At 55.9% G+C, this 18,981-nt stretch carries 15 protein-coding genes and 3 pseudogenes; 8 read left to right on the top strand and 10 right to left on the bottom strand.

What is annotated here, in order from left to right:
* Positions 1 to 3: 3 nt before the first annotated feature.
* Genes BLT00_RS28330 through BLT00_RS28315 form a run of 4 tightly spaced genes read right to left on the bottom strand, consistent with a single transcriptional unit; the run spans position 4 to position 3,506 of the window.
* Positions 4 to 1,149, bottom strand: a complete 1,146-nt coding sequence (locus BLT00_RS28330; RefSeq protein ID WP_092148200.1) for an STY4528 family pathogenicity island replication protein — start codon at positions 1,147 to 1,149, stop codon at positions 4 to 6.
* Positions 1,150 to 1,153: 4 nt separating this feature from the next.
* On the bottom strand, positions 1,154 to 1,714 hold the full coding sequence (locus BLT00_RS28325; protein WP_092148069.1) for a DUF2857 domain-containing protein: 561 nt from the start codon (positions 1,712 to 1,714) through the stop codon (positions 1,154 to 1,156).
* A complete protein-coding gene (locus BLT00_RS28320) occupies positions 1,711 to 3,279 on the bottom strand; it encodes a ParB family protein (protein ID WP_256572629.1) in 1,569 nt (522 codons plus the stop codon). Before BLT00_RS28320 ends, BLT00_RS28325 begins: the two co-directional genes overlap by 4 nt.
* Positions 3,280 to 3,293: 14 nt before the next feature.
* The gene (locus BLT00_RS28315; RefSeq protein WP_092254354.1) at positions 3,294 to 3,506 is read right to left on the bottom strand and encodes an AlpA family transcriptional regulator; all 213 of its coding nucleotides are present in this window, start codon (positions 3,504 to 3,506) and stop codon (positions 3,294 to 3,296) included.
* A gap of 766 nt (positions 3,507 to 4,272) precedes the next feature.
* Between BLT00_RS28315 and BLT00_RS28310 the strand changes: the two genes are divergently transcribed.
* Positions 4,273 to 5,184: a helix-turn-helix domain-containing protein gene (locus BLT00_RS28310; protein WP_371856969.1), complete on the top strand. Its 912-nt coding sequence runs from the start codon at positions 4,273 to 4,275 to the stop codon at positions 5,182 to 5,184.
* Positions 5,185 to 5,526: 342 nt separating this feature from the next.
* Here the strand turns inward: BLT00_RS28310 and BLT00_RS32675 are convergent, their stop codons facing one another.
* Positions 5,527 to 5,688, bottom strand: a complete 162-nt coding sequence (locus tag BLT00_RS32675; RefSeq protein ID WP_371856971.1) for a hypothetical protein — start codon at positions 5,686 to 5,688, stop codon at positions 5,527 to 5,529.
* A gap of 97 nt (positions 5,689 to 5,785) precedes the next feature.
* Between BLT00_RS32675 and BLT00_RS28300 the strand changes: the two are divergent.
* Positions 5,786 to 5,962, top strand: a pseudogene (locus BLT00_RS28300) (histidinol-phosphatase); the annotation flags it as partial.
* Positions 5,963 to 5,964: 2 nt separating this feature from the next.
* Here BLT00_RS28300 and BLT00_RS31970 read toward each other — a convergent pair.
* The 4 genes and pseudogenes from BLT00_RS31970 to BLT00_RS32280 all read right to left on the bottom strand — a co-directional run.
* Positions 5,965 to 6,075: pseudogene (locus BLT00_RS31970) on the bottom strand (isochorismatase family protein); the annotation flags it as partial.
* Between the two features lie 67 nt (positions 6,076 to 6,142).
* Complete coding sequence (locus BLT00_RS32290) at positions 6,143 to 6,949, bottom strand: sigma-54-dependent Fis family transcriptional regulator (RefSeq protein WP_170867269.1); 807 nt, start codon at positions 6,947 to 6,949, stop codon at positions 6,143 to 6,145.
* Between the two features lie 263 nt (positions 6,950 to 7,212).
* Positions 7,213 to 7,392, bottom strand: a pseudogene (locus tag BLT00_RS32670) (GAF domain-containing protein); the annotation flags it as partial.
* Positions 7,392 to 7,658: a hypothetical protein gene (locus BLT00_RS32280; protein WP_170867270.1), complete on the bottom strand. Its 267-nt coding sequence runs from the start codon at positions 7,656 to 7,658 to the stop codon at positions 7,392 to 7,394. The pseudogene BLT00_RS32670 and the gene BLT00_RS32280, both read right to left, overlap by 1 nt.
* Positions 7,659 to 8,853: 1,195 nt before the next feature.
* On the opposite strand from BLT00_RS32280, the gene BLT00_RS28280 reads away from it, so the two are divergent.
* The 6 genes from BLT00_RS28280 to BLT00_RS28255 all read left to right on the top strand — a co-directional run bounded on the left by BLT00_RS28280 (position 8,854) and on the right by BLT00_RS28255 (position 17,178).
* A complete protein-coding gene (locus tag BLT00_RS28280; RefSeq protein WP_092148057.1) occupies positions 8,854 to 10,863 on the top strand; it encodes an arylsulfatase in 2,010 nt (669 codons plus the stop codon).
* 129 nt (positions 10,864 to 10,992) lie between these two features.
* Complete coding sequence (locus BLT00_RS28275; RefSeq protein ID WP_092148054.1) at positions 10,993 to 11,595, top strand: TetR/AcrR family transcriptional regulator; 603 nt, start codon at positions 10,993 to 10,995, stop codon at positions 11,593 to 11,595.
* A 135-nt stretch (positions 11,596 to 11,730) separates the two neighbouring features.
* The gene (locus tag BLT00_RS28270; RefSeq protein ID WP_092148194.1) at positions 11,731 to 13,527 is read left to right on the top strand and encodes an arylsulfatase; all 1,797 of its coding nucleotides are present in this window, start codon (positions 11,731 to 11,733) and stop codon (positions 13,525 to 13,527) included.
* A 136-nt stretch (positions 13,528 to 13,663) separates the two neighbouring features.
* A complete protein-coding gene (locus BLT00_RS28265; protein ID WP_092148051.1) occupies positions 13,664 to 14,725 on the top strand; it encodes an amidohydrolase family protein in 1,062 nt (353 codons plus the stop codon).
* A 24-nt stretch (positions 14,726 to 14,749) separates the two neighbouring features.
* Positions 14,750 to 15,940 carry an amidohydrolase family protein gene (locus BLT00_RS28260; protein WP_092148048.1) on the top strand — a complete coding sequence of 397 codons (1,191 nt, stop codon included), beginning with the start codon at positions 14,750 to 14,752 and terminating at the stop codon, positions 15,938 to 15,940.
* A 5-nt stretch (positions 15,941 to 15,945) separates the two neighbouring features.
* Positions 15,946 to 17,178: an NADH:flavin oxidoreductase/NADH oxidase family protein gene (locus BLT00_RS28255; protein WP_092148045.1), complete on the top strand. Its 1,233-nt coding sequence runs from the start codon at positions 15,946 to 15,948 to the stop codon at positions 17,176 to 17,178.
* A 43-nt stretch (positions 17,179 to 17,221) separates the two neighbouring features.
* On the opposite strand, the gene BLT00_RS28250 is transcribed toward BLT00_RS28255, so the two are convergent.
* Positions 17,222 to 18,814 carry a bifunctional 3-(3-hydroxy-phenyl)propionate/3-hydroxycinnamic acid hydroxylase gene (locus BLT00_RS28250; protein ID WP_092148042.1) on the bottom strand — a complete coding sequence of 531 codons (1,593 nt, stop codon included), beginning with the start codon at positions 18,812 to 18,814 and terminating at the stop codon, positions 17,222 to 17,224.
* Between the last annotated feature and the right edge of the window lie 167 nt (positions 18,815 to 18,981).

Below are 18,981 nucleotides of genomic sequence, written 5' to 3'. Positions count from 1 at the left end.
CCGTCATCGTTCCTTCAGCAGGCCCTTGAGCTCGTCCAGATAGGCGTGAGCAACAGCTGGGTCCCGCTCCGTCTTCTGAGTTTGCTTGGGGCTGGGCTTCGTTCCACCCGATTCAGGAGCTTGTTCCTTGGCTGCCCAGACGGTGAATTGACCCTGCAACGCTTTCTGCAAAATGCCAAACAGGTAGCCGGCTGGATTGCGTATGTGGGCCTCTCGACACCGAGCTGCCCATTCATCCAGGACTGCCTGCCGCAATTCGCCTGGCAATCGCTGCAACGCCACTTTGGCACCCGATTGCTGTGCAGGCGTGAGCGATGAAAAGCGGGGAGGGAGATCCAGCTCGAAACCTTCCTGCGAACACTCGCCAGTACGTAGTGTTTTTAACGCTTTTGTACTTAACATACTCGCAGGCTTCGGATGCCGAAGAGAGTGGTCCTGCGGGGCTTTGGACCCTGGTTCGGATACCGAAGACGGGGCGTTTTGTTTCCGAAGAGCCTGAGAGATACGTTCTTCGGTCGGCATATCTGGCGCAACATTGACGGCCTGCGCTTGCTGCAGACGCAAGGCTAAAACCTGTAGATGGCTGGGCAGCAATTGAGTCTGGACGCTGGGGTCATGGCTTATTTCTTCGAGCACCGCCAATCCGACGCGCTGAATACCCTTATTGGCGTGCTTGAGCGTGTGGCTGACCAATACCATGTATTCGGGATCGATCTGCATAGCTTCAAAGGGCGTCAAAGGGCGATCATGCAGGACATACAGGTTACCGAGCATACGTCCGGTACACGCATCTCGCCGTCGACGGGCCAAGCTCAACCACCTCGTCAGACGCAGGAGTGTCAAGGTCTTCGCAACTGACTCATGGGAGGCCAGGGCGCCGCAGGGTACGGAGGCCAGATACTTACGTAACTGGTCATAGGTCGGAAAAGCGGTGACTCCGTCGTCGTTGAGCAGCAGCCGAAAAACTTGCCAGGCATTGCGTTCAAGCGGGGTCAAACGCTCATCGAGAAGCAACGCCCTGGGGACGGTTTCATGGCGGTTGCCACTGAACAGGAAACCGTCCCCATTCCCTTGCGTGCTCTGGGCACACAAACTCTTCAGGGCGCTATCAAGCACGGAGGAGAGAGGTTTGGGGGCCGAGCTTTTCATCATGCTAGACCAACCCTTGATTGATCCAGTCACGCAATGATGCCCAAACCACAGAGGCCGGGTACGAAAGCTCCTCAGCCAGATCAAGCGTCAGGTCCAGTAAAGCTCGGTCATCGTCTACCGAAATTTTTCGTGCCTTGAATTGTGGATGCCAACGCTCCCAGAGCAGTGTGTCCTGTGCTTCGCTGAGCACCTGATGCCGGCCTTTACGCTTGGGCAGTCCCAAAATGTTGCGACGCAGGGCCACTTCCTGATGAGTCAGACCGTAGAACTGACTGACCATCTCCGTACTGGCGCCCAGGTGCAGCATCCGATCAACACTGGCGATTTCTAGCCCCACGTCTTCTGCCTGACCGAGGATTTTCTGCAGTACGCCACGGTTTATCTGGACCGTGCACCAAGGCACACGGGCATTGAGCAGGACACTGATCAGCCCGGGCTCCTTTAGGGCGGCCAAATCCTCATCAGCAAATCCCATGGTCTTGCAGCGTCTGAGTTGGCCGTTGCGCAGATCATGCAGCGCCTGGGCTATAACGGCTTGGTTGATCGGATGGGGTGTCGTCATGAGTCCTCCTTGGTGTGCATGTTCTGGTCGGTGCCAAATTCTGATTTGAGGTCAATCAAGCGTCGGGCTAAACGAATCAAGCGAAACAATTTGATCAGATTGGCGTCGCTCAATCGGTATGCTTGGGCATCCCGATGTGCGCTTCCCAATAAAAGAGGGCCGATTTGCATCGGGACGCTTGGTACAGAGGAATTGGTCGTCAATGTCTCGAGCAAGGCGACCAAGGTTAACTGTGAGGGATGCTCGGGTACCGTCTCGAGGCGACAACGAAAGCCGATCCCTTCATCCACTTCGGTGATGAGGTCGGCCTGGGCAACGTCCTGACAAATTTCACGTGCGAATTGGCTGATATGTATCCGCAGGCGTTGTGGCTCATCCAGTGCCGGATCAATGTTCCAGATGTCCGAAATAGGGAAGAGACTCCCTTGTGAAAACGGCAGGACGTCAGATGCCAGAGAGGGTTCATCGCCCGTATGTCTGGCCACCAACGCTTGGATGGATTGCAGGCGATCAGAACCAGATGCATCCGGATGGTCAGGCTCTTTAAGCGCCTGAACAGTTTTCGTTGGAGGGCCAGTCGGGATAGACGGGACGGTTGGGAGGTCCAGACCGGTGTCCGAAGCAGCCGTTTTTGGAGGGCAGGGCGCGTAGCGATGACTCGGAACGTGAGTTAATGCCTGCTCACGTTTTTCGCCTGCCTCAGACGCCAAGGCCAGCGTGTCGTAGTCAACACCCAAGTAATGAGCCATTTGCCCAATGACCTCATCCTGAGCGCGGTCGATAGAAAAATCGGCCGTTGCTCCATCAAATAACATCAGAGCTTCCTGAAAAAGGGATGCAAAATCGATGGTCAGGATTTTTGTTTTTGCATGCTCATCCCAGATCTTGGCACAGGTCCGTCGAAGCACAGCAAGGCGCTCGACTTGATGTCGGCCTAGCCCTCCGTACAGAACGTTGGGAATCGCAGGCAGCAAGTAGTGAATCGCATCTCGCATCCGGCTGATGTGGGATTGGTGAACAGGGTAGCCGTCCGAGGTTAAGCGCCTGGACAGCTCTGACTGGGAAAGCGGCGCTCCGCTCTCAAGCTCGTAAAGCTCCCTGGCTTTCTCAACGCCGAGCGCGCGCTCGATAAATGTCAGACCGCCGCGCATTTCATTCTCAGCTAGGTGGCCTGTCAGGGAAATGATTTCACCGCGCTCGGGCCAAGGGCGAAACGTGCAGGTCAGATGATAAAACTGCTCGTCCTTTGTTTCAGACCAGAGCTCGCGCAGGATCGAAAGCCGCGTGTTGCCACCGTTGCGCACGCGGAAACAAGATTCACCTGGACGCCGGGTAATCGGCGGCGGCGAGTCGAGTCCACGCTGGCGGATGGACGCCTTGATTTCATCGTACTTGGGATTGCGCGTGACCCTCGGGTCCAGGTCGTAGGGCTTCAAGCAGTCCAGTGTGACGACCATAGGCGTTTCGACCTCTGGATCGCTCGAGCATGCCGAGACAGCGTTTTCGCAAGGCGCATTTGAAACACGTTTAGACGCCTGATCTTGTGTAGGGAAGGTTGATGCCACGCTCGCATAACTCCTTAGCCGCGATCGCTTAAACGATCGGCAATCCACTGATCGACTTCCGTGGCATCCCAGCCTACGGCCCGAACGCCTAGGCGGACGGATTTTGGGAATTTGCCCTGATTCATCAGGCTGTAAAGGAACGAGCGCTTGAGCCCCGTTTTTTGCTCGACGTCTGAAAGTCGCAAAATGCGAAGCTCATGAAGGGGAGGTTTTGAATCAATATGCATAGGCATGGTTGACATTCCTTGACGATTGATCGCGCCTGATAGAGCACGGGTAATAATGTTTCAAGGCAAACGAGCGTCGCTAATGCGCGCTTTGGTTGCAGCGGTCAGGTCATGGTTGGGCTCAGCAACGGCGTAGTTCGTAAACTGTTTGCAAATGTTTCATGGGTACAGTGAGCTTTACGAATACATGCAGGGATGTTCAGGCAGACTGCTAGATTGAAATGCCGTCTTTAGCACACGGTAGTAAGCGTGGGTGCCGTTGAACTGTTCATTTTGATCATGAGTCTTTCCATAGCCTGCAATGTCCATCTATGGAACTGCATGCTTGGGAACGACGAAAGATTCAATGCGTCAAGGCACATACCCGTTTAACTGGTAGACAGCTGATGATTTCTAGATATTGCATTGGAGAGGGCGCAGCGTTGCGTTGTTCGCGGATCGTACGCGTTATGAATGAGTACTCGAAGACGCCGCGGATCAACACGGTTCAGGCTTGAACTCACTGCCAAAGCATTGTCTTTGAGAGGCTCACGCTGATACATGCAGCGAGCATGAGAGGGTTGCCATGCGGGTAATAGACAGAAATATTCTGAAGAAACTTGCGTGTCTATTACACATAGTGAAACGGATGTGAGGTTGACAGTGACAAGACCTTTCCCTGGAAGGAAGTCGTTTATGACTTCGAGCATGTGGTATTCCTTACCATATGTTGCAGTGACTTACGTGAAGATGTTTCGCGACGGTTTGCGAGGGCAATATTTCGTTAATGTCTTCTCATAAGCAAGTGCTCGAAGCGCCATTATCTGATGCGAGTTGCTGCTACTTTAATGGGCTTGTCGCTCTGAGACTGAAAATTTCAAGTATGTATGATCACTTTTCATCAAACCTGTACCATCTGTGCCGCCATTATCGATCTGTCGCAGAGGTGTGCCGCAAACTGAAGATCAACCGGGGGCAGTTCACCAAGTATCTGAACGGCAGCAGCCGACCCACGCCTTACAACCTGAAGCGAATTTGTGATTTCTTCGGCGTGGAGGAGGGCGAGATCGCGCTGCCAACCGAGCAGTTTCTCCCCCTGATTGGTGTCCCATCGCGCTCTCGAACAACCGAGCCGCTGAGCGCCGCGTTGAGGATGTTCGATCATCTAGGCAAATGCTCGTCAGACGGAGCCTCGACGTTGCTTGGGTATTACTATGAGTATTACTACGCCATGACCGAGCCCGGCCAAATCATTTGCTCATTGGTCCATTTGCACGAGGAAGCTGGACAGGTGGTGTATGAGCGTCATGAGCGAGTACAAACGGTCGAGGCGGGGCAAGAAATTTTTGAGCGATACCTGTACAAGGGAATTGCCTACTACCTGCGAGACCGAGTGTTTCTTCTCGATTACGAATCGCTGACGAATAATGAGATCACCCAGACCATCCTGATTCCTAGCTACAAAAGCCGTTTGTCTCGGCTCAATGGACTGAAGCTAGGGGTATCGGCTACAGACCAACGCGCACCGACATGCACGCGTGTGGTGTGGACTTTCTTGGGCACCCATATTGATCAAGAGGATGCTCTGAAGCGGACTCGATTGTACCGGCCCGAGGATTCGAGATTGGATGCCGATTTACGTGAGCGTTTATCGCGGACGGAGTTCGAGGGAGGGACGTTTAGGCTAGTGTCATCATAGAAAACCGTCCCTTTTTTTATAGGGTCAGAACCTGGCATCTGGAAGGCGATCATCCGTTAACGTCTCCGCTACCTGTACAGTGTGATTTACAGTCGAGAATCACTATCTGCTCCCACAAATAACGGGAAACCTTATATTCTGCTGGGATACTAAATTCGTTTCTCGCTCCAGGATTCTAGGTGCTAATTATGTCGCTTCGGGGCCAGTTCTCATCCCACAAACGCCCGTGAATTGAGATACATCACGAAAGCAGCTGCCGTCTAGGCCTTCATCTCAGTGATCAATGTGAAGACCGAACATCTGCAAGTATTCCCAGTTTCCGCGAGGTGATCAAATACAAGGTCACGCTTGTTTGCAGGAACTGCGTGATGAGTCCGTGCGAGCGGTCACTCCATAGAGGAAGGTATTGACGGCATTCATCACGATCGTATCGATCGCCATATCCGATAGCGGGGGATGGATCAGCCCGACAATGGCGCGCAGTTTCACATCGCTGGAAGTCATGCTCATGAACTGTTCGGCTAGTACAGTGGACGAGATTTCTGTATTGAGCTGGCTTGCGGCACTTGCCTGGTATGCGGCGATCCACGCAGCTAGCTTGATGAATGAGTACCACGTTTTTGCAGAGCAGCTAGCTGAGGCTGCCGCTGTTGCTATTCAACCCTACTTTCGCGCAAAGCTGATGTCGAAGACAGGGGGGACGTGGGTCTTCGATCCTGTCACCTTGGCCGACAAGGCTCCTGAACGTGCCATGCGCGAGCTGATTCAGGATCGGTATCACATGTGGCTCATTGCGCCTATTACCACGAATTCCTGGATGCCAGCAGCTTCCAGCTGTTCTTTTAGATCAGTTTCCCTGAATGCGTTGATGTGTTTTTTTACAATCACAGGCTAATGGTCTTCGGGTGCAATAGCCAGGGCCACCGCGTAGCGCAGGCTATTGAGCAACTGGCGAATGTTACCGGGCCAGGTGGGATCGAACAGGCATTGACGGGGCATCGGTGTGCAGCCGTAAGCCGCGGGCGCCGGTCTGGGCAGCGAGCAGCGTTTCGATCAGCTCGGCTCGGTCGCTGCGTTCGCGCAAGGCCGGCAGTGCGAGGTTCATCCCGGCGAGGCGGTAGAACAAGTCTTCGCGAAAGCGCTTCTCGCCGATCATTGTGTTCAGATCCTGGTGTGTGGCTGAGATCACTTGGACATCCAGCATCACCGGCGTCTCGGCCCCCAGGGGCGAGATTTCACGCTCCGCCAGCACCCGCAGCAAGCGGGTTTGCAGGTGGGCAGGCATGTCGCCGATTTCATCGAGAAACAGCGTGCCGCCGTTCGCCAGTTCGAGTTTGCCTTTCATGCCTTTTCGGTTGGCGCCCGTGAAGCTGCCGGCGCGATAACCGAACAGCTCGCTCTCGATCAACGTCTCGGGAATCGCCGCGCAGTTCAACGCCACGAAAGGCCCCGCGCGGCGGTTGCTCGCATGGTGGATTGCACGGGCAAACGCTTCCTTGCCGGTGCCGGTTTCGCCGGTAATAAGGATCGGGATGCCCTTGTCGATTACCTTGCGCACGCGCCGAGTGTTTTGCTGTAGCCGGGCGTCGAGGCCGGTGAGTTGCTGCAGGTCCGGGTGGGCCTGACGGGCGGGGCGGGCGACGGGGAGCGGGCGGTGCCGTTCGGAAGGGATGCACAGGCCGACATCCAGCAACGCTTCGTCCTGACGACCCCGTAAGCGCACGCCCTGGGCGCCGCCGTTGGTGAGTTGAAGCAGTTCGTCCACCGTGGTCGGCAGCAGGCTGTCGACGGCGCGCCGAGCAGCGTTGGCTTGCCGGCCAACCCAAAAGCGACAAAAGCGGCACGATTGGCCCCGATGACGCAGCTGCTATCATTCAGAGCGAGCAATTGTTCATTCGCCAAGTCGGCGATCTCATCGATGGGTTTGAAGGATAAAGTGAGGCGGTCGCGATAGCTCTGGCGAAAGTGTGCGTTCTCGATCAGGCGCGCGTACAGGATGACCAGTTGCAGTGTGAGGTACTGGCTTTCCCGGGGACCGTCGCTGTTCATGCAAGTCGCATTCAGGCAGCCGCGCAACAGGCCTTGGGCGTCGAAGATCGGTGCCACCGAGCAGCTCAAGCGGAAGTTGGACGCCAGGAAGTGCTCCTCACGATGAATGATCAGCGGCTGCGCGGCCGCCAGGGTCGTGCCAATGCCATTGGTGCCCACTACCGACTCGTCCCACCGCGCGCCACCACCAGCCCTGATCGTGTGTAGGTGTCGTGCTGGCTGGGCAGCCGGGAATCCAGGGTGATGCCGTGTTCGTCGCTCAGCAGCACGGCGAAGCCGGCGGGCACCACACGTCGCGCCAGTCCACTGACGCCCTGACTGGCGATGGATAGGTATTGCTGGTGTTGTTGCTGATGGCGACGGATGTCCTCGGCGCTGAGGATGTTCTTACGGCTTGCCGCGCCAGGATCGAGGCGGTGCTCCACGACACTGCGATACCAGGACTGAGCAATGACCCCGTCCGGCCTGATTCCACGTTCCGAAAAGTGGTCGTTGACGAGCGCTGCGAGTTCGCTGGGGGGGGATCTGCGTGCTATGCAGGGGCATGAAACGCTCCAATCAGGCGTGAAGTCCGCAAAGGGCTATCACTGCGTCTAGTTATTAGACGTAGACCGCAGCTGCAACTACCTACCATAGACTCTGGCGCGAGAATTTTCAGTCTTGGAGCAAAAAGTCTCATCTATCTAGCGCAACACATCAGGCCGCTAACCCGGTTGCAATTTTACCTAAGGGCGGAAACAACGAAGGTTGCCCAAGCACTCCATGAAGTGACCCGTGATACAGCAGGGAAGTGACATCTCATCCATCGTAAGATCAAAGCTGTTTCCGTGTGGGCTGTGGATCAGCAATCCTGGCTTTGCTGGCAGGTATTTTTTCTCGGTGAAGGCGTTAGCGTAAGGATAATCGTTGCATCTGTGACTGTGCTGGGGGGCGTAGCGTTGATACTGGGTAGCAAGCAGGTTAGCTAGTCGTCACCGAGTGACGAAGCCGAAACAGAATCTCCGCTTTTTTTAAGCTTGATGAGCACTCCTTCGATTGGCGATGGGCACTCTCGGAAACGGCCGATTGGCACGCACGAATGACCGGTAATGACTACACACTCGGCGACACGGATGGAGTCGCACTCAACGTGGCGGCTCACGGCGGAAAAATGGCGATTCAGATAGCACAGGGCAGGCACCTAGGAGCGCATGTCTCTGGGAGTTATCCGCAAATCAGTCTTAGATAGGCCGAAGTATCCACGTGACCACTACACACGCGCTTTGGCGGAACGAATCACCTTCAATCGCACTAGGGCGACTGAAACCGCCATCCGCGTTAGATTTCTGCGGGGCATTCCCTGCTTCGCCCGACTTTTCCCCTTCCGGCCCTTCATGCCAATAATCTGCCTGGGTTCGTCCCTTTCCACTCCATTTTCGGATATCGAGTCGCCGCGGCTGTGCGGCAGAATAAGTATGCCAATAACGCGAGCCCCGTTAGATTTGAGATGCAAGTTGTCAATTGTGTTCTTTTAGATTATATACTCTCACAAATGAACACGATTGTTCAATCTCGTTATGACTTAAGGGGCCCACATAATGGCGTGCTGTGGGCTGAAAAAAATCCAATAAGGGGCTTTTGATGCTCATTATCAGACGTGGCATGAATCTATACCTGCAGATTTTTTGGGGCGCTGTTTTGGTTTTTCTGGCAGGTATGGTGCACGCCGAACAGGCTGGTGTGAGAACACCCAATGTCCTGATCATCGTAGCCGATGACATGGGCTATACGGATATAGGGGCGTTTGGTGGCAGCGATATCCATACGCCTAACATTGATCGTCTGGCATCCTCTGGCATAAGGCTGAACAACTTTCACACGCTGCCGACATGCGCACCCACGCGCTCAGTGCTTCTGACCGGCGTTGACAATCACTTATCAGGCATAGGCTCGCAGGTATTGTCGGATGATCAGGTGGGGCGACCGGGTTATGAAGGACATCTGAATCAGCGAGTCGTGACGCTCGCGGAAGTTCTCGCTCGGCATGGGTACCGCACGTATCAGTCTGGTAAGTGGCATTTGGGAGACGAGCCTCGTTACGGCCCTTCGCAACGGGGCTTCCAGGAGTCTTTCGCACTCCTGCCCGGTGGGGCCAGCCATTACTCGGACGCCAGACCGCTGCATCCTGCCGAGCCTACGGTGTATGTGCGAAACGGCGAAGTTGTCGACAAGTTGCCGGAGGGTTTTTATTCAACGCGTGATTACACGAATTGGTTGGTGCAATGGTTGGAGAGGGATCGGGACAGCCAGAAACCATTCTTTGCCTATTTAGCCTACACGGCGCCCCATGATCCGCTTCAAGCGCCGTCCGATTACATCGCCAAGTATCGAGGCGTCTATGATGCAGGTTACGAGGTCTTACGGGAAAAACGCTTTAATGAGCTAAAGGCTCTAGGCCTGATCGACAAGGCGCGCACGCTGGCCCCCTGGCCCGAAGTGGTCGCACGATGGGATTCGCTGAGTGAGAGCGAGCGGGCCAATAGCCGTAGAGACATGGAGGTCTACGCAGCGATGATCGATTTCATGGATGAGCAGATTGGCAGAGTTCTAGATCTGTTAGAGCGCCAGGGCGAGTTAGACAATACGCTAATTCTGTTCATGAGCGATAACGGGGCCAACGGTGCTCCGACCAAGGTGTATTCAACACACACACGCAGCTATCACGAATCCTTTGACAATTCCCTGGAGAATCGTGGTGCGAACGGTTCCTTCATTTCCCAAGGTGCTGGCTGGGCTACGGCAAGCACCGCAGCTTTCAGCATGTTCAAGTTCTTCGTGTACGAGGGGGGGATCCGAACTCCCGCTATCGTCAAACCTGTAGGCGCTCCCATCATCGGACGCAATGTCTCGGCATTTACCCATGTGCGAGACATTGTACCGACGGTGTTGGCAATGGTGGGCATCTCGCATCCCGCTCTTGAGAATAATACGCTTGCACCTCTTGAAGGGCGGTCACTGTTGCCCCTGCTATATGACCAGTCTGCCCGCTTGCAGCCTCTGAATGGAGTGGGCTACGAGATGCACGGTTCCCGCGCATATATCGACGGAGATTGGAAGGCGGTCCAGACGCCGATGCCGCTTGGCTCGGGGTTGTGGCAGTTATTCGACCTGCGGACCGACCCGGGGGAGACCCGGGATCTCTCACGGCAGCATCCTGAGATTCTGGCGGAGCTGCGAAATGCCCATTCCGTTTATGAGCAAGACCATGGAATTATCTATAGTCCGCCGGGTGCCATTGCGGTTGCTCATACTTTGTTTAAAGGGTTGGTGCTGCTGGCTTTCGCGATAATAACCTGGCAGTTCGCCGTCGGGCTGAAAGGTCGGGGGAGTATGGGGAAATACGGCCAACCAACTTCAGTCGGGCTGGGAATAAGCAAGCTTGTTCTGCTCGGGCTGACATTTACGGCGTGGCGTAATCCGGCGCTGATGCTATTGATGGGCTTGGGCGGGTTGGAGATAGCTCTTGCGTTACGGGGCGAGCGACGCCGTTGGCGCTTCGGGATGGCGTTAGCGCTGTTAGTTGTGCTGGCTGTGATCTGGTTGCTGAGTACGGGACTGGGATTGCGGATCTTCTTGCGTGAATACTCTTGATTCACGGGAGGAGCGCGTTAGTTTCGCGCTCCTTGCGATTATTTGTCTGTTCACGCCTCATTCTGTTGATTTATTTTGGACGGAAGTGTTCAATTTCGAACCTCGTTATTCTAAAGAAGCCATCGCCTTATGACCGCTGCACAACGCCGCATACATGAAGCCGCTATGCGGCTATTCGCCGAAAAGGGTGCTGGAGAAATCAGCATCAGTGAGCTCGCCGAGGCCGCAGGTGTGGCGAGAGGGACGATTTATAAGCACCTGGACAGCGTTGAAGGGCTATTCAGGGATGTTGCCTCCCGTCTAAGCGAAGAAATGGACCAGCGTATTGCGCGCAGCTCACCGGAGGATGTAGATCCTGCGCTGCGTCTGGCCAATGGTATTCGCTACTACATCCGGCGCGCCCATGAAGAGCCAAGTTGGGGCAAGTTCATCGTGCGTTACGCTATGAGCTCACAATCCTTGCGCGGAATGTGGGCTGGACAGCCACTGGCGGATCTGATGACTGGGTTAGGTCAGAAACGCTACGACGTTCGTCAGGAACAGTTGATGTCGGTGCTGGCAATGATTGGTGGTTCAGTACTCACAGCCATTACTCTGGTGCGTGATGGCCACCGAACCTGGCGTGATGCCGGCAGTGACATCGCTGAATTGACGCTGCGAGCTCTAGGACTCTCCAAGGATGAGGCGCAGGCACTGGCGACCGTCGAGCTGCCTCCACTCGCTCCAGTCTGAAGGGCTGTCATGAAAGAAGGGATTTAGATAATGTCCTATAAAGGCAATAAATGAACACTTGTGTTCATTTATTGCTTGGTGTTTACTTTCAGTACCTCCGCATTCTTGCGGTTCGACTGTCAGTTGGAAAACGCCATGCCCTTGCTCTCCCTCGCGTTACTGCGTCTGCTTGCTTGCTGCTTTTCCCTGATCTACTGCGTAGCAGCCCACTCTGACACTTCAGTATCCCGGCCGCCGAATATCGTTTTGCTGGTGGTCGATGACATGGGGTTTTCTGATATCGGCGCGTTCGGTTCCGAGATCGAAACTCCCAGCATCGATTCGTTGGCTTCTGGAGGGGTTCGCTTCAGCAATTTCCATGCAACGGGCTCCTGCGCTCCAACTCGCGCCACTTTGCTGACCGGTGTGGATCACCATCTGGCAGGTGTCGGTAACATGGTGGATACCACCCCGTTGTCGCAGAAGTGGAATCCCAGGTATCAGGGAGTGCTGAACGAGCGAGTCGTAACCATTGCCCAGTTATTGCAGGATGCGGGCTATCGGACCTCGGTCACAGGTAAATGGCATTTGGGCGACGCGTCCGAAAATCTGCCACCCGCCAGAGGATTCGACCGTTCGGTCATCCAGGCTGACAGCGGCTCGGACAACTTCGAAATGCGACCCTACCTTCCTACGAAAACCCGGGCCTATTGGTACGAGGACGGCCGGGAGATGACATCACTGCCGGACGACTTTTATTCGTCCCGTTTCTTTGTCGACAAGACCATTGACTACCTTCGAGAAGGACAGGGTAGCGGCAAGCCGTTCTTCGCCTATGTGGCCTTTCAGGCCAATCACTCACCTGTCCAGGTTCCCAGGCAGTTCCGTGATCATTACCAAGGGCGGTATGACCAAGGGTGGGATGTGCTCCGTAATGAGCGGCGACAAAAAGTGAATGCGCTAGGACTACTGCCTGGCGAGGCGAAGGCCGGTGGAGAAGTGCTTCCTGCCTGGAATATCTTGACGGTTCAGCAGCGAGCCTACGAGGCCCGCAAGATGGAGGTCTATGCTGGGATGGCATCGGCGATGGATCATGAGATTGGCCGGCTCATAGATTACCTCCGACTCACCGGGCAGTACGATAATACCCTTTTTGTGTTTCTCTCCGACAATGGTGGGTCCGCCACCGATCCCTATGCCAGTGCAATTGTCCGAAAATGGTTGGACTGGCAGTACGACCAAAGCTATGAGCGGATGGGTGATAAAGGCACCTGGACGGCCATCGGTCCCAACTGGGCCAGCGTCGCCAACGCTCCTCTGGCGGGCCACAAGTTCATGGCGAGTGAAGGGGGACTTCGTGTCCCGTTGATCATTGGCGGGGCCATAAAAGGTCTTCGTCCTCACACCACTCGCGCCCTTGCTCATATCGCCGACATCGCGCCGACCATCCTTGAGGCTGCTGGCATCGAGCTATCCAATGGCACGTATGCCGGACGAGAAGTTGAGGTTATGCGCGGCAGCAGCTTATTGACGTTGTTACGTGATGAAAGTGCATCAGTACACGCCGCTGATGAAACCATCGGATACGAGCTTGCTGGCAATTCGGCGGTATTCAAAGGCGACTACAAGTTGCTGCGCAATCTTCCCTCTGCCGGTGACAACCAATGGCATCTCTATGACTTGAGCCGTGACCCTGGCGAGACGAAAGATCTGCGTGACGAGTTGCCGGAGCTCTACACGCAACTCAAGGAGGAATACCGCAAGTACAGCGCGGAGGTCGGTGTTCTGCCGATGCCGGATGGCTACGACTACAAGCGTCAGGTGCAGATCAACTCGATGGTGTTCTTCTATCTGCCGCGTCTAGCGCTACTTCTCCTGGGCTTCTTGACGCTGGTGCTGCTCTTCCGTTGGCTCTGGGCCAGGCAGCGCAAGCGTCGGTTTCAGGCGCAGTGACGGTGTGTAGGTGATCGTGGAGTCGAACCACTTCCAGACAACGGCTTGGCATTCCGATGCAGGATTTTGGCTACTACGACAGCGATTCTCGGTGCTTTTTCTGAACTAAACGATTGCATGCTCAGGATTAAGAACAATGACTATCAAGCAAGGCCGAATCGACGTTCACCACCATATCATCCCCCCTGTCTATTCCGACGCTCTATACCGGCACGGGCTCGAAGCTCATGCCGGTGCTCAACTGCCGAAGTGGACCGCCCAGAAGTCTTTGGATGTGATGGATGTCAATGGTATCCAGAGAGCGATAACGTCGCTAACGACACCTGGGGCTCACCTGGGAGGAGGGAATGGGCAGGCCGCATCACTGGCTCGCGCTTGCAACGAGTACGCCGCTGATCTTACGGCGCACCATCCTGATCGTTTTGGCAGCTTCGCACTGTTGCCGCTGCCGTTCACCGAGGCGTCATGTATCGAGGCTGCTTATGCCTTGGACCGGCTAGAGGCTGATGGCGTCGTGGTCTTTGGCAGTTCAGATGGCGTGTTTCTGGGGGACCCCCGTTTCGATGAGTTGATGGTCGAGTTGAACAATCGTGACGCAGTCGTCTTCGTTCACCCTAACCTGCACAAGACCAGTGAGCAATTGGATATGCAGGTACCGGGGTTCTTGGTCGAATTCCTCTGCGACACAACCCGTGCGGCCGTGAATCTTCTCCTCACAGGAACGCTGGACAGGTACCCTCGGATACGCTGGATTCTTGCTCACAGCGGCGGTTTCCTGCCCTATGTCGCTTGGCGGTTGGTGCAGCTGGCTGCCATCCAGAGTCTGTCGGTGGATGTGATGGCCGGCGTTAGACGCTTCTACTTCGATACCGCGCTATCACCGTCGCGCTATTCCATGGCTGCCCTGAAGGTCTTGGTTGAGCCGTCACACATTCTTTTCGGCAGCGACTTCCCCTTCGCTCCGGCTCCGATCACTACCTTGCAGTGCCAGACCCTTGAGGAAAATCCGATGTGGTCGGCGCAACAACTCTACGCCATCCATCGTGGAAATGCGCTTGAATTGTTTCCCCATTACCGCCAGCAAGGCGAGCAGGCCGTTCCCGAGGCTATCTACGTCGACGAGCCATTTTCGAATCGGATGAAGCGAACGTTCTCCGGTCCTGTAGGCGCGATTGTAGAGCGCATGAGAAGCCGATGATCGGCATGACTGAGAGAAGAAGAAATGAAGCGTCGAAACTTTGTGATCGGAGCCGGTCTTCTTACCGGAGCATCCTGGCTGTCGCTGGGTCGGCCGGCGGTGGCTGCGAGCGATGATGCGACAAGGGAGATTCGATTGGCCAGCTCTGTGGCCGCGAAACGAGAAAGTGCGGCCCGGATCATTGATGTGCATCACCATCTATTGCCACCCTCCCTCGAAGCCTCATGGCCAAATGACTATGCCGGCCAGAGCCTGACGAAATGGTCCGAGGCGCACTCCTTGGCCATGATGGATCAACGCAACATTCATACTGCGATCCTCTCTCTTCCTGCCCCAGGGGTATGGCGAGGGGAGTCGCGCGCCGCCACGCAGTTGGCTCGTCGGGCTAATGAGTACAGTGCGGAGTTGGAGCAGCGTTATCCGGGAAGATATGGAAGCTTCGCCTCAGTGCCGCTACCGGCTACAGGGCAGGCCTGTGCAGAGGCGGTTTATGCGCTGGATACGCTCAAGGCGGATGGTGTGATGCTGCTTGCCAGCAATGATGGAAAGTTTTTAGGTGATCCACAGTTCGATGAATTGATGGCCGAGCTGGACAGTCGTCAGGCTACTGTCTTCGTGCAGCCGAACCTGCAGCCGAACAACGAGTTGTTGGCCTTGGAGGCCCCGGGGGTGATGCTTGAGTTCGCCTGTGATGTCTCGAGGGCTGCGGTCAATCTGATCCTCTCCGGTACCATGGAACGATATCCGCGCATTCGCTGGATTCTGGCCAATGGCGGAGGATTTTTGCCTTATGCCGCTTGGCGAATTTCGCTGGCCAATGCGTTGCCAGAATTCCAGGAGAAAGCCCCGCTGGGTGTAATGACCTATTTGCGGCGGTTTTATTTTGATACCACGCTGGCCGCCGGTGCCCCCACGATGGCGGTACTCAAGGAGCTGGTTGATCCTTCGCAAGTGTTGTTCGGCAGCGGTTTTCTCGCTGTCCCGGAGGAGGTGATGCGGCAAGAGCTTGAGGCGCTGGCCACTTCTTCTATCTGGTCAAAGGCCGAATATTCAGCCATCACCCGAGGTAATTCGTTGCGTTTATTTTCGCGCCATGCGCTTTCCGATGAGGCGGTGGTCGCCGCGCCTGTGTACGAGCCGGAAAGCACCCTGCAATGGCTGGCGCGAACCGCCACCAAACCACTTTCAGCTGCCGCGCAGCGGCTTAAGGATTGATTCTGATGAGTGTGCTCTTCAGTCCGATGCGGTTGCCCAATGGCGTGGAGATCCCCAACCGGATTGCCAAGGCTGCAATGGAAGAGAATCTTGCTGATCCCGACCATGCTCCTGGCGAGCAACTGATTCGTTTGTATCGTACCTGGGCCGAGGGAGGGGCCGGATTGATTATCACCGGCAATGTGATGGTGGACCGCAATGCCCTGACAGGGCCTTGTGGCGTCGTGCTTGAGAGTGACCGTCATCTGGATCGCTTTCGTCGCTGGGCCGACGCCTGTCGCAGTCATGGCGCCCAGGCCTGGATGCAGATCAATCATCCAGGCCGTCAACTCATGGCGGCCCTCGGACAGATAGCCGTTGCGCCTTCGCAGGTGGCTGTCGAGCTGCCGGGTCTGGGCAAGCTGTTTGCCAAACCAAGAGCACTCGATTGCGTCGAAATCGAAGCGTTGATCCAACGCTATGTGCGTTCCGCCGAACTGGCCGAGCAGGCGGGATTCACCGGAGTCCAGATCCATGCTGCTCACGGCTACCTGTTCAGCCAGTTCCTCTCGCCGCTCTCCAATCGCCGCTCGGATCATTGGGGAGGCAGCCTTGAAAACCGAGCTCGGATCCTGTTGCGCACCGTTGAGGGCGTACGCACCAGAGTGGGTGCGTCGTTCTGCGTGTCAGTCAAGCTCAACTCGGCGGACTTCCAGCGAGGTGGTTTCGACAGTGAGGACGCCGCGCAAGTGTTGGCCATGCTGAAAGATCTGGGTGTCGATCTAGTCGAGTTGTCCGGTGGAAGCTACGAAAGCCCCGCCATGCAGGGGCGCGCGCGTGACGGCAGTTCTCTCGCCCGGGAGGCGTACTTCCTTGAGTTCGCCGAGCGTATTGCGACCAAGGCGACGATGCCGCTGATGGTGACTGGCGGGATTCGACGCCGCGGTGTAGCGGAGCGCGTAGTGGCGGGACGTGTAGCTATGGTGGGCATGGCGACGGCATTGGCCATCGACCCTACTTTGCCAAGGCAGTGGCGACAGGGAGGTGATCAGAGCGTGGCACCGGTTACCGTATCCTGGAAGAACAAGGCCTATGCTTCCGCCGCCATTCAGGCCATAGTCAAGAAACAACTCGCGCTGCTCGGTAGCGGGCGGCCAGCCGACCCTAAAGCTTCGCCGTTGCTGGCATTGCTGGGCAGCCAATTGAAGACTCGCCGGCAATCGCGAGCCTACAGGCGCTGGCTAGCCAGGGCTGACTAAGTCTGGCTGATGCCGACACCTCGTGTCGGCATCTTCGGTGAATTCAGGATTCCAAGAGTTTCAAGGTTTCCTGAACGAGTTGCTGGGCCATAGCCTGTGGACCTTCGTGCATCACAATGCGATCCGGGCGCACCACGGCCAACGAGTCTGGAGCGGCGCTGGCCAATAGTACCTGGCCGATATCCTCTACAAAATGCGTTGCGCTGGTGCTCTTCTGACCGTGCAGGCCGATCTGCAGGTAGCTGCCTCCATGCTTTTCCCATTGTTGGCAGATATCTGGCGTCAGGCTGGCGCGGGGGTCGATGCCTAATCCAATCAACACCAGATTGTCGCCTAGTACAGCATCGCTGAGAGTGATCGAACCGTCCATCTGGCGCACCAGCCCCTGTGGAAACAACCCACCACGGCGCAAGCGTCGACCTCGTCCGGCCGGCATGAACAAACCACGCTTGAAAATGTTCTTTGGCTTTATATCGAGCTCCTCGAGGTGGCGCCGCAGCGGCGGGATTAGACGCGTCAAGCGCATCAGGCCATGCACCAGCATAGCGGTGGGTGCGTTGCCCGGCATCACCAGGCGCCCCATCAGTTTGGCAAGGGCAATCATTTCCTTGGCATGGGGTCGGCGTTCTTGATCATAGCTGTCCAAAATGCCCGACCCGGCGCGCCCCTTAAGCACCCACGCCAGCTTCCAGGCCAGGTTGGCGGAGTCCCGTAGGCCAGCAACCAGGCCCTGGCCAACAAAGGGGGGAGTAATATGCGCGGCATCGCCGATCAGGAAAACCCGATCCTTCTGAAAGCGCTCGCAGCATCTGGCATGAAAGCGATAGACCGCCTTGCGCTCAATTTCCAATTGATCAGGCTTGATCCACTTTTCCAAAAGCCTGGCGATGCGTCCAGCATCTTCCATCTGCTCGCGGGTTTCCCCCCCTTTGAGCATGAACTCCCAACGCTCACGCCCTCCCGGCGCAGGCATATGGGGTGTTGGTCTGCGATGATCGCAAAGGAATTCGACATGATCGATTGCGACGTTTTCTCGTCCTCGCGTATCAACGATCAACCAATCTTCGGCGTAGCTACGACCTTGGAAGTCTTGCCCTATCAAGCTGCGGACTTTCGAACTTGCCCCATCCGCGCCAACCAGGTATCGCGCTTTTATTCGTCGGATGTGTCCGTCCTCGGCGAGCAATTCGGCTTCGACGCCTTCCGCATCCTGTATCAGGTTAAGTAGCTCCAGCCCACCGAAGCTGGTCACGTTTTCGAAGCGTTGGTACTGGTCGCGTACGGTGCGCTCCAGATCCGGCTGGTAGAAGGTCACCAGCTTTGGATGTCCATCGAGGCTACCCCTGGTGTTGGCCTGACCAAACTGGCCAACAAACGGGCAGTGCATGCGCACTTGCGCAATCACAATCTTTTCGAAAGCGCCTTCCTCCAGACCGGCCAACTGCAAAATTCGCAACGCTTCGTTGTCCAGGGCGATGGCGCGTGGCATCAGCAGTACGTCATGGGTCTTGTCAACCACCAGAGTATTGATGCCATACCGGCCTAGCAGCGCTGCAATCGAAGCGCCAACTGGGCCATTACCGACGATGAGGACATCGACTGTAGCGGGTAGGGAATGAGCGAGTGGAAGGTTCATGCCGGTCCTTTTTTATTACCCCGAGATACGGGGCCTATGTTTTCAATGGACAGAAGGATCGCGGTCATTGAGGCCTGATCCGGACAAAACTGAACACAAGTGTTCAGATTGGAGGATTATGCGACAGATGTGGTAAAAATAAAAACGAGTTGACGATAAATGAACGT

Origin of the sequence: Pseudomonas sp. NFACC51 (assembly GCF_900103575.1) — a bacterium.
Taxonomy (GTDB): Bacteria; Pseudomonadota; Gammaproteobacteria; order Pseudomonadales; family Pseudomonadaceae; genus Aquipseudomonas; species Aquipseudomonas fluorescens_Q.
Note: the sequence above shows the minus strand (reverse complement) of the source record. Positions and strands in the feature narration are given on the sequence as shown.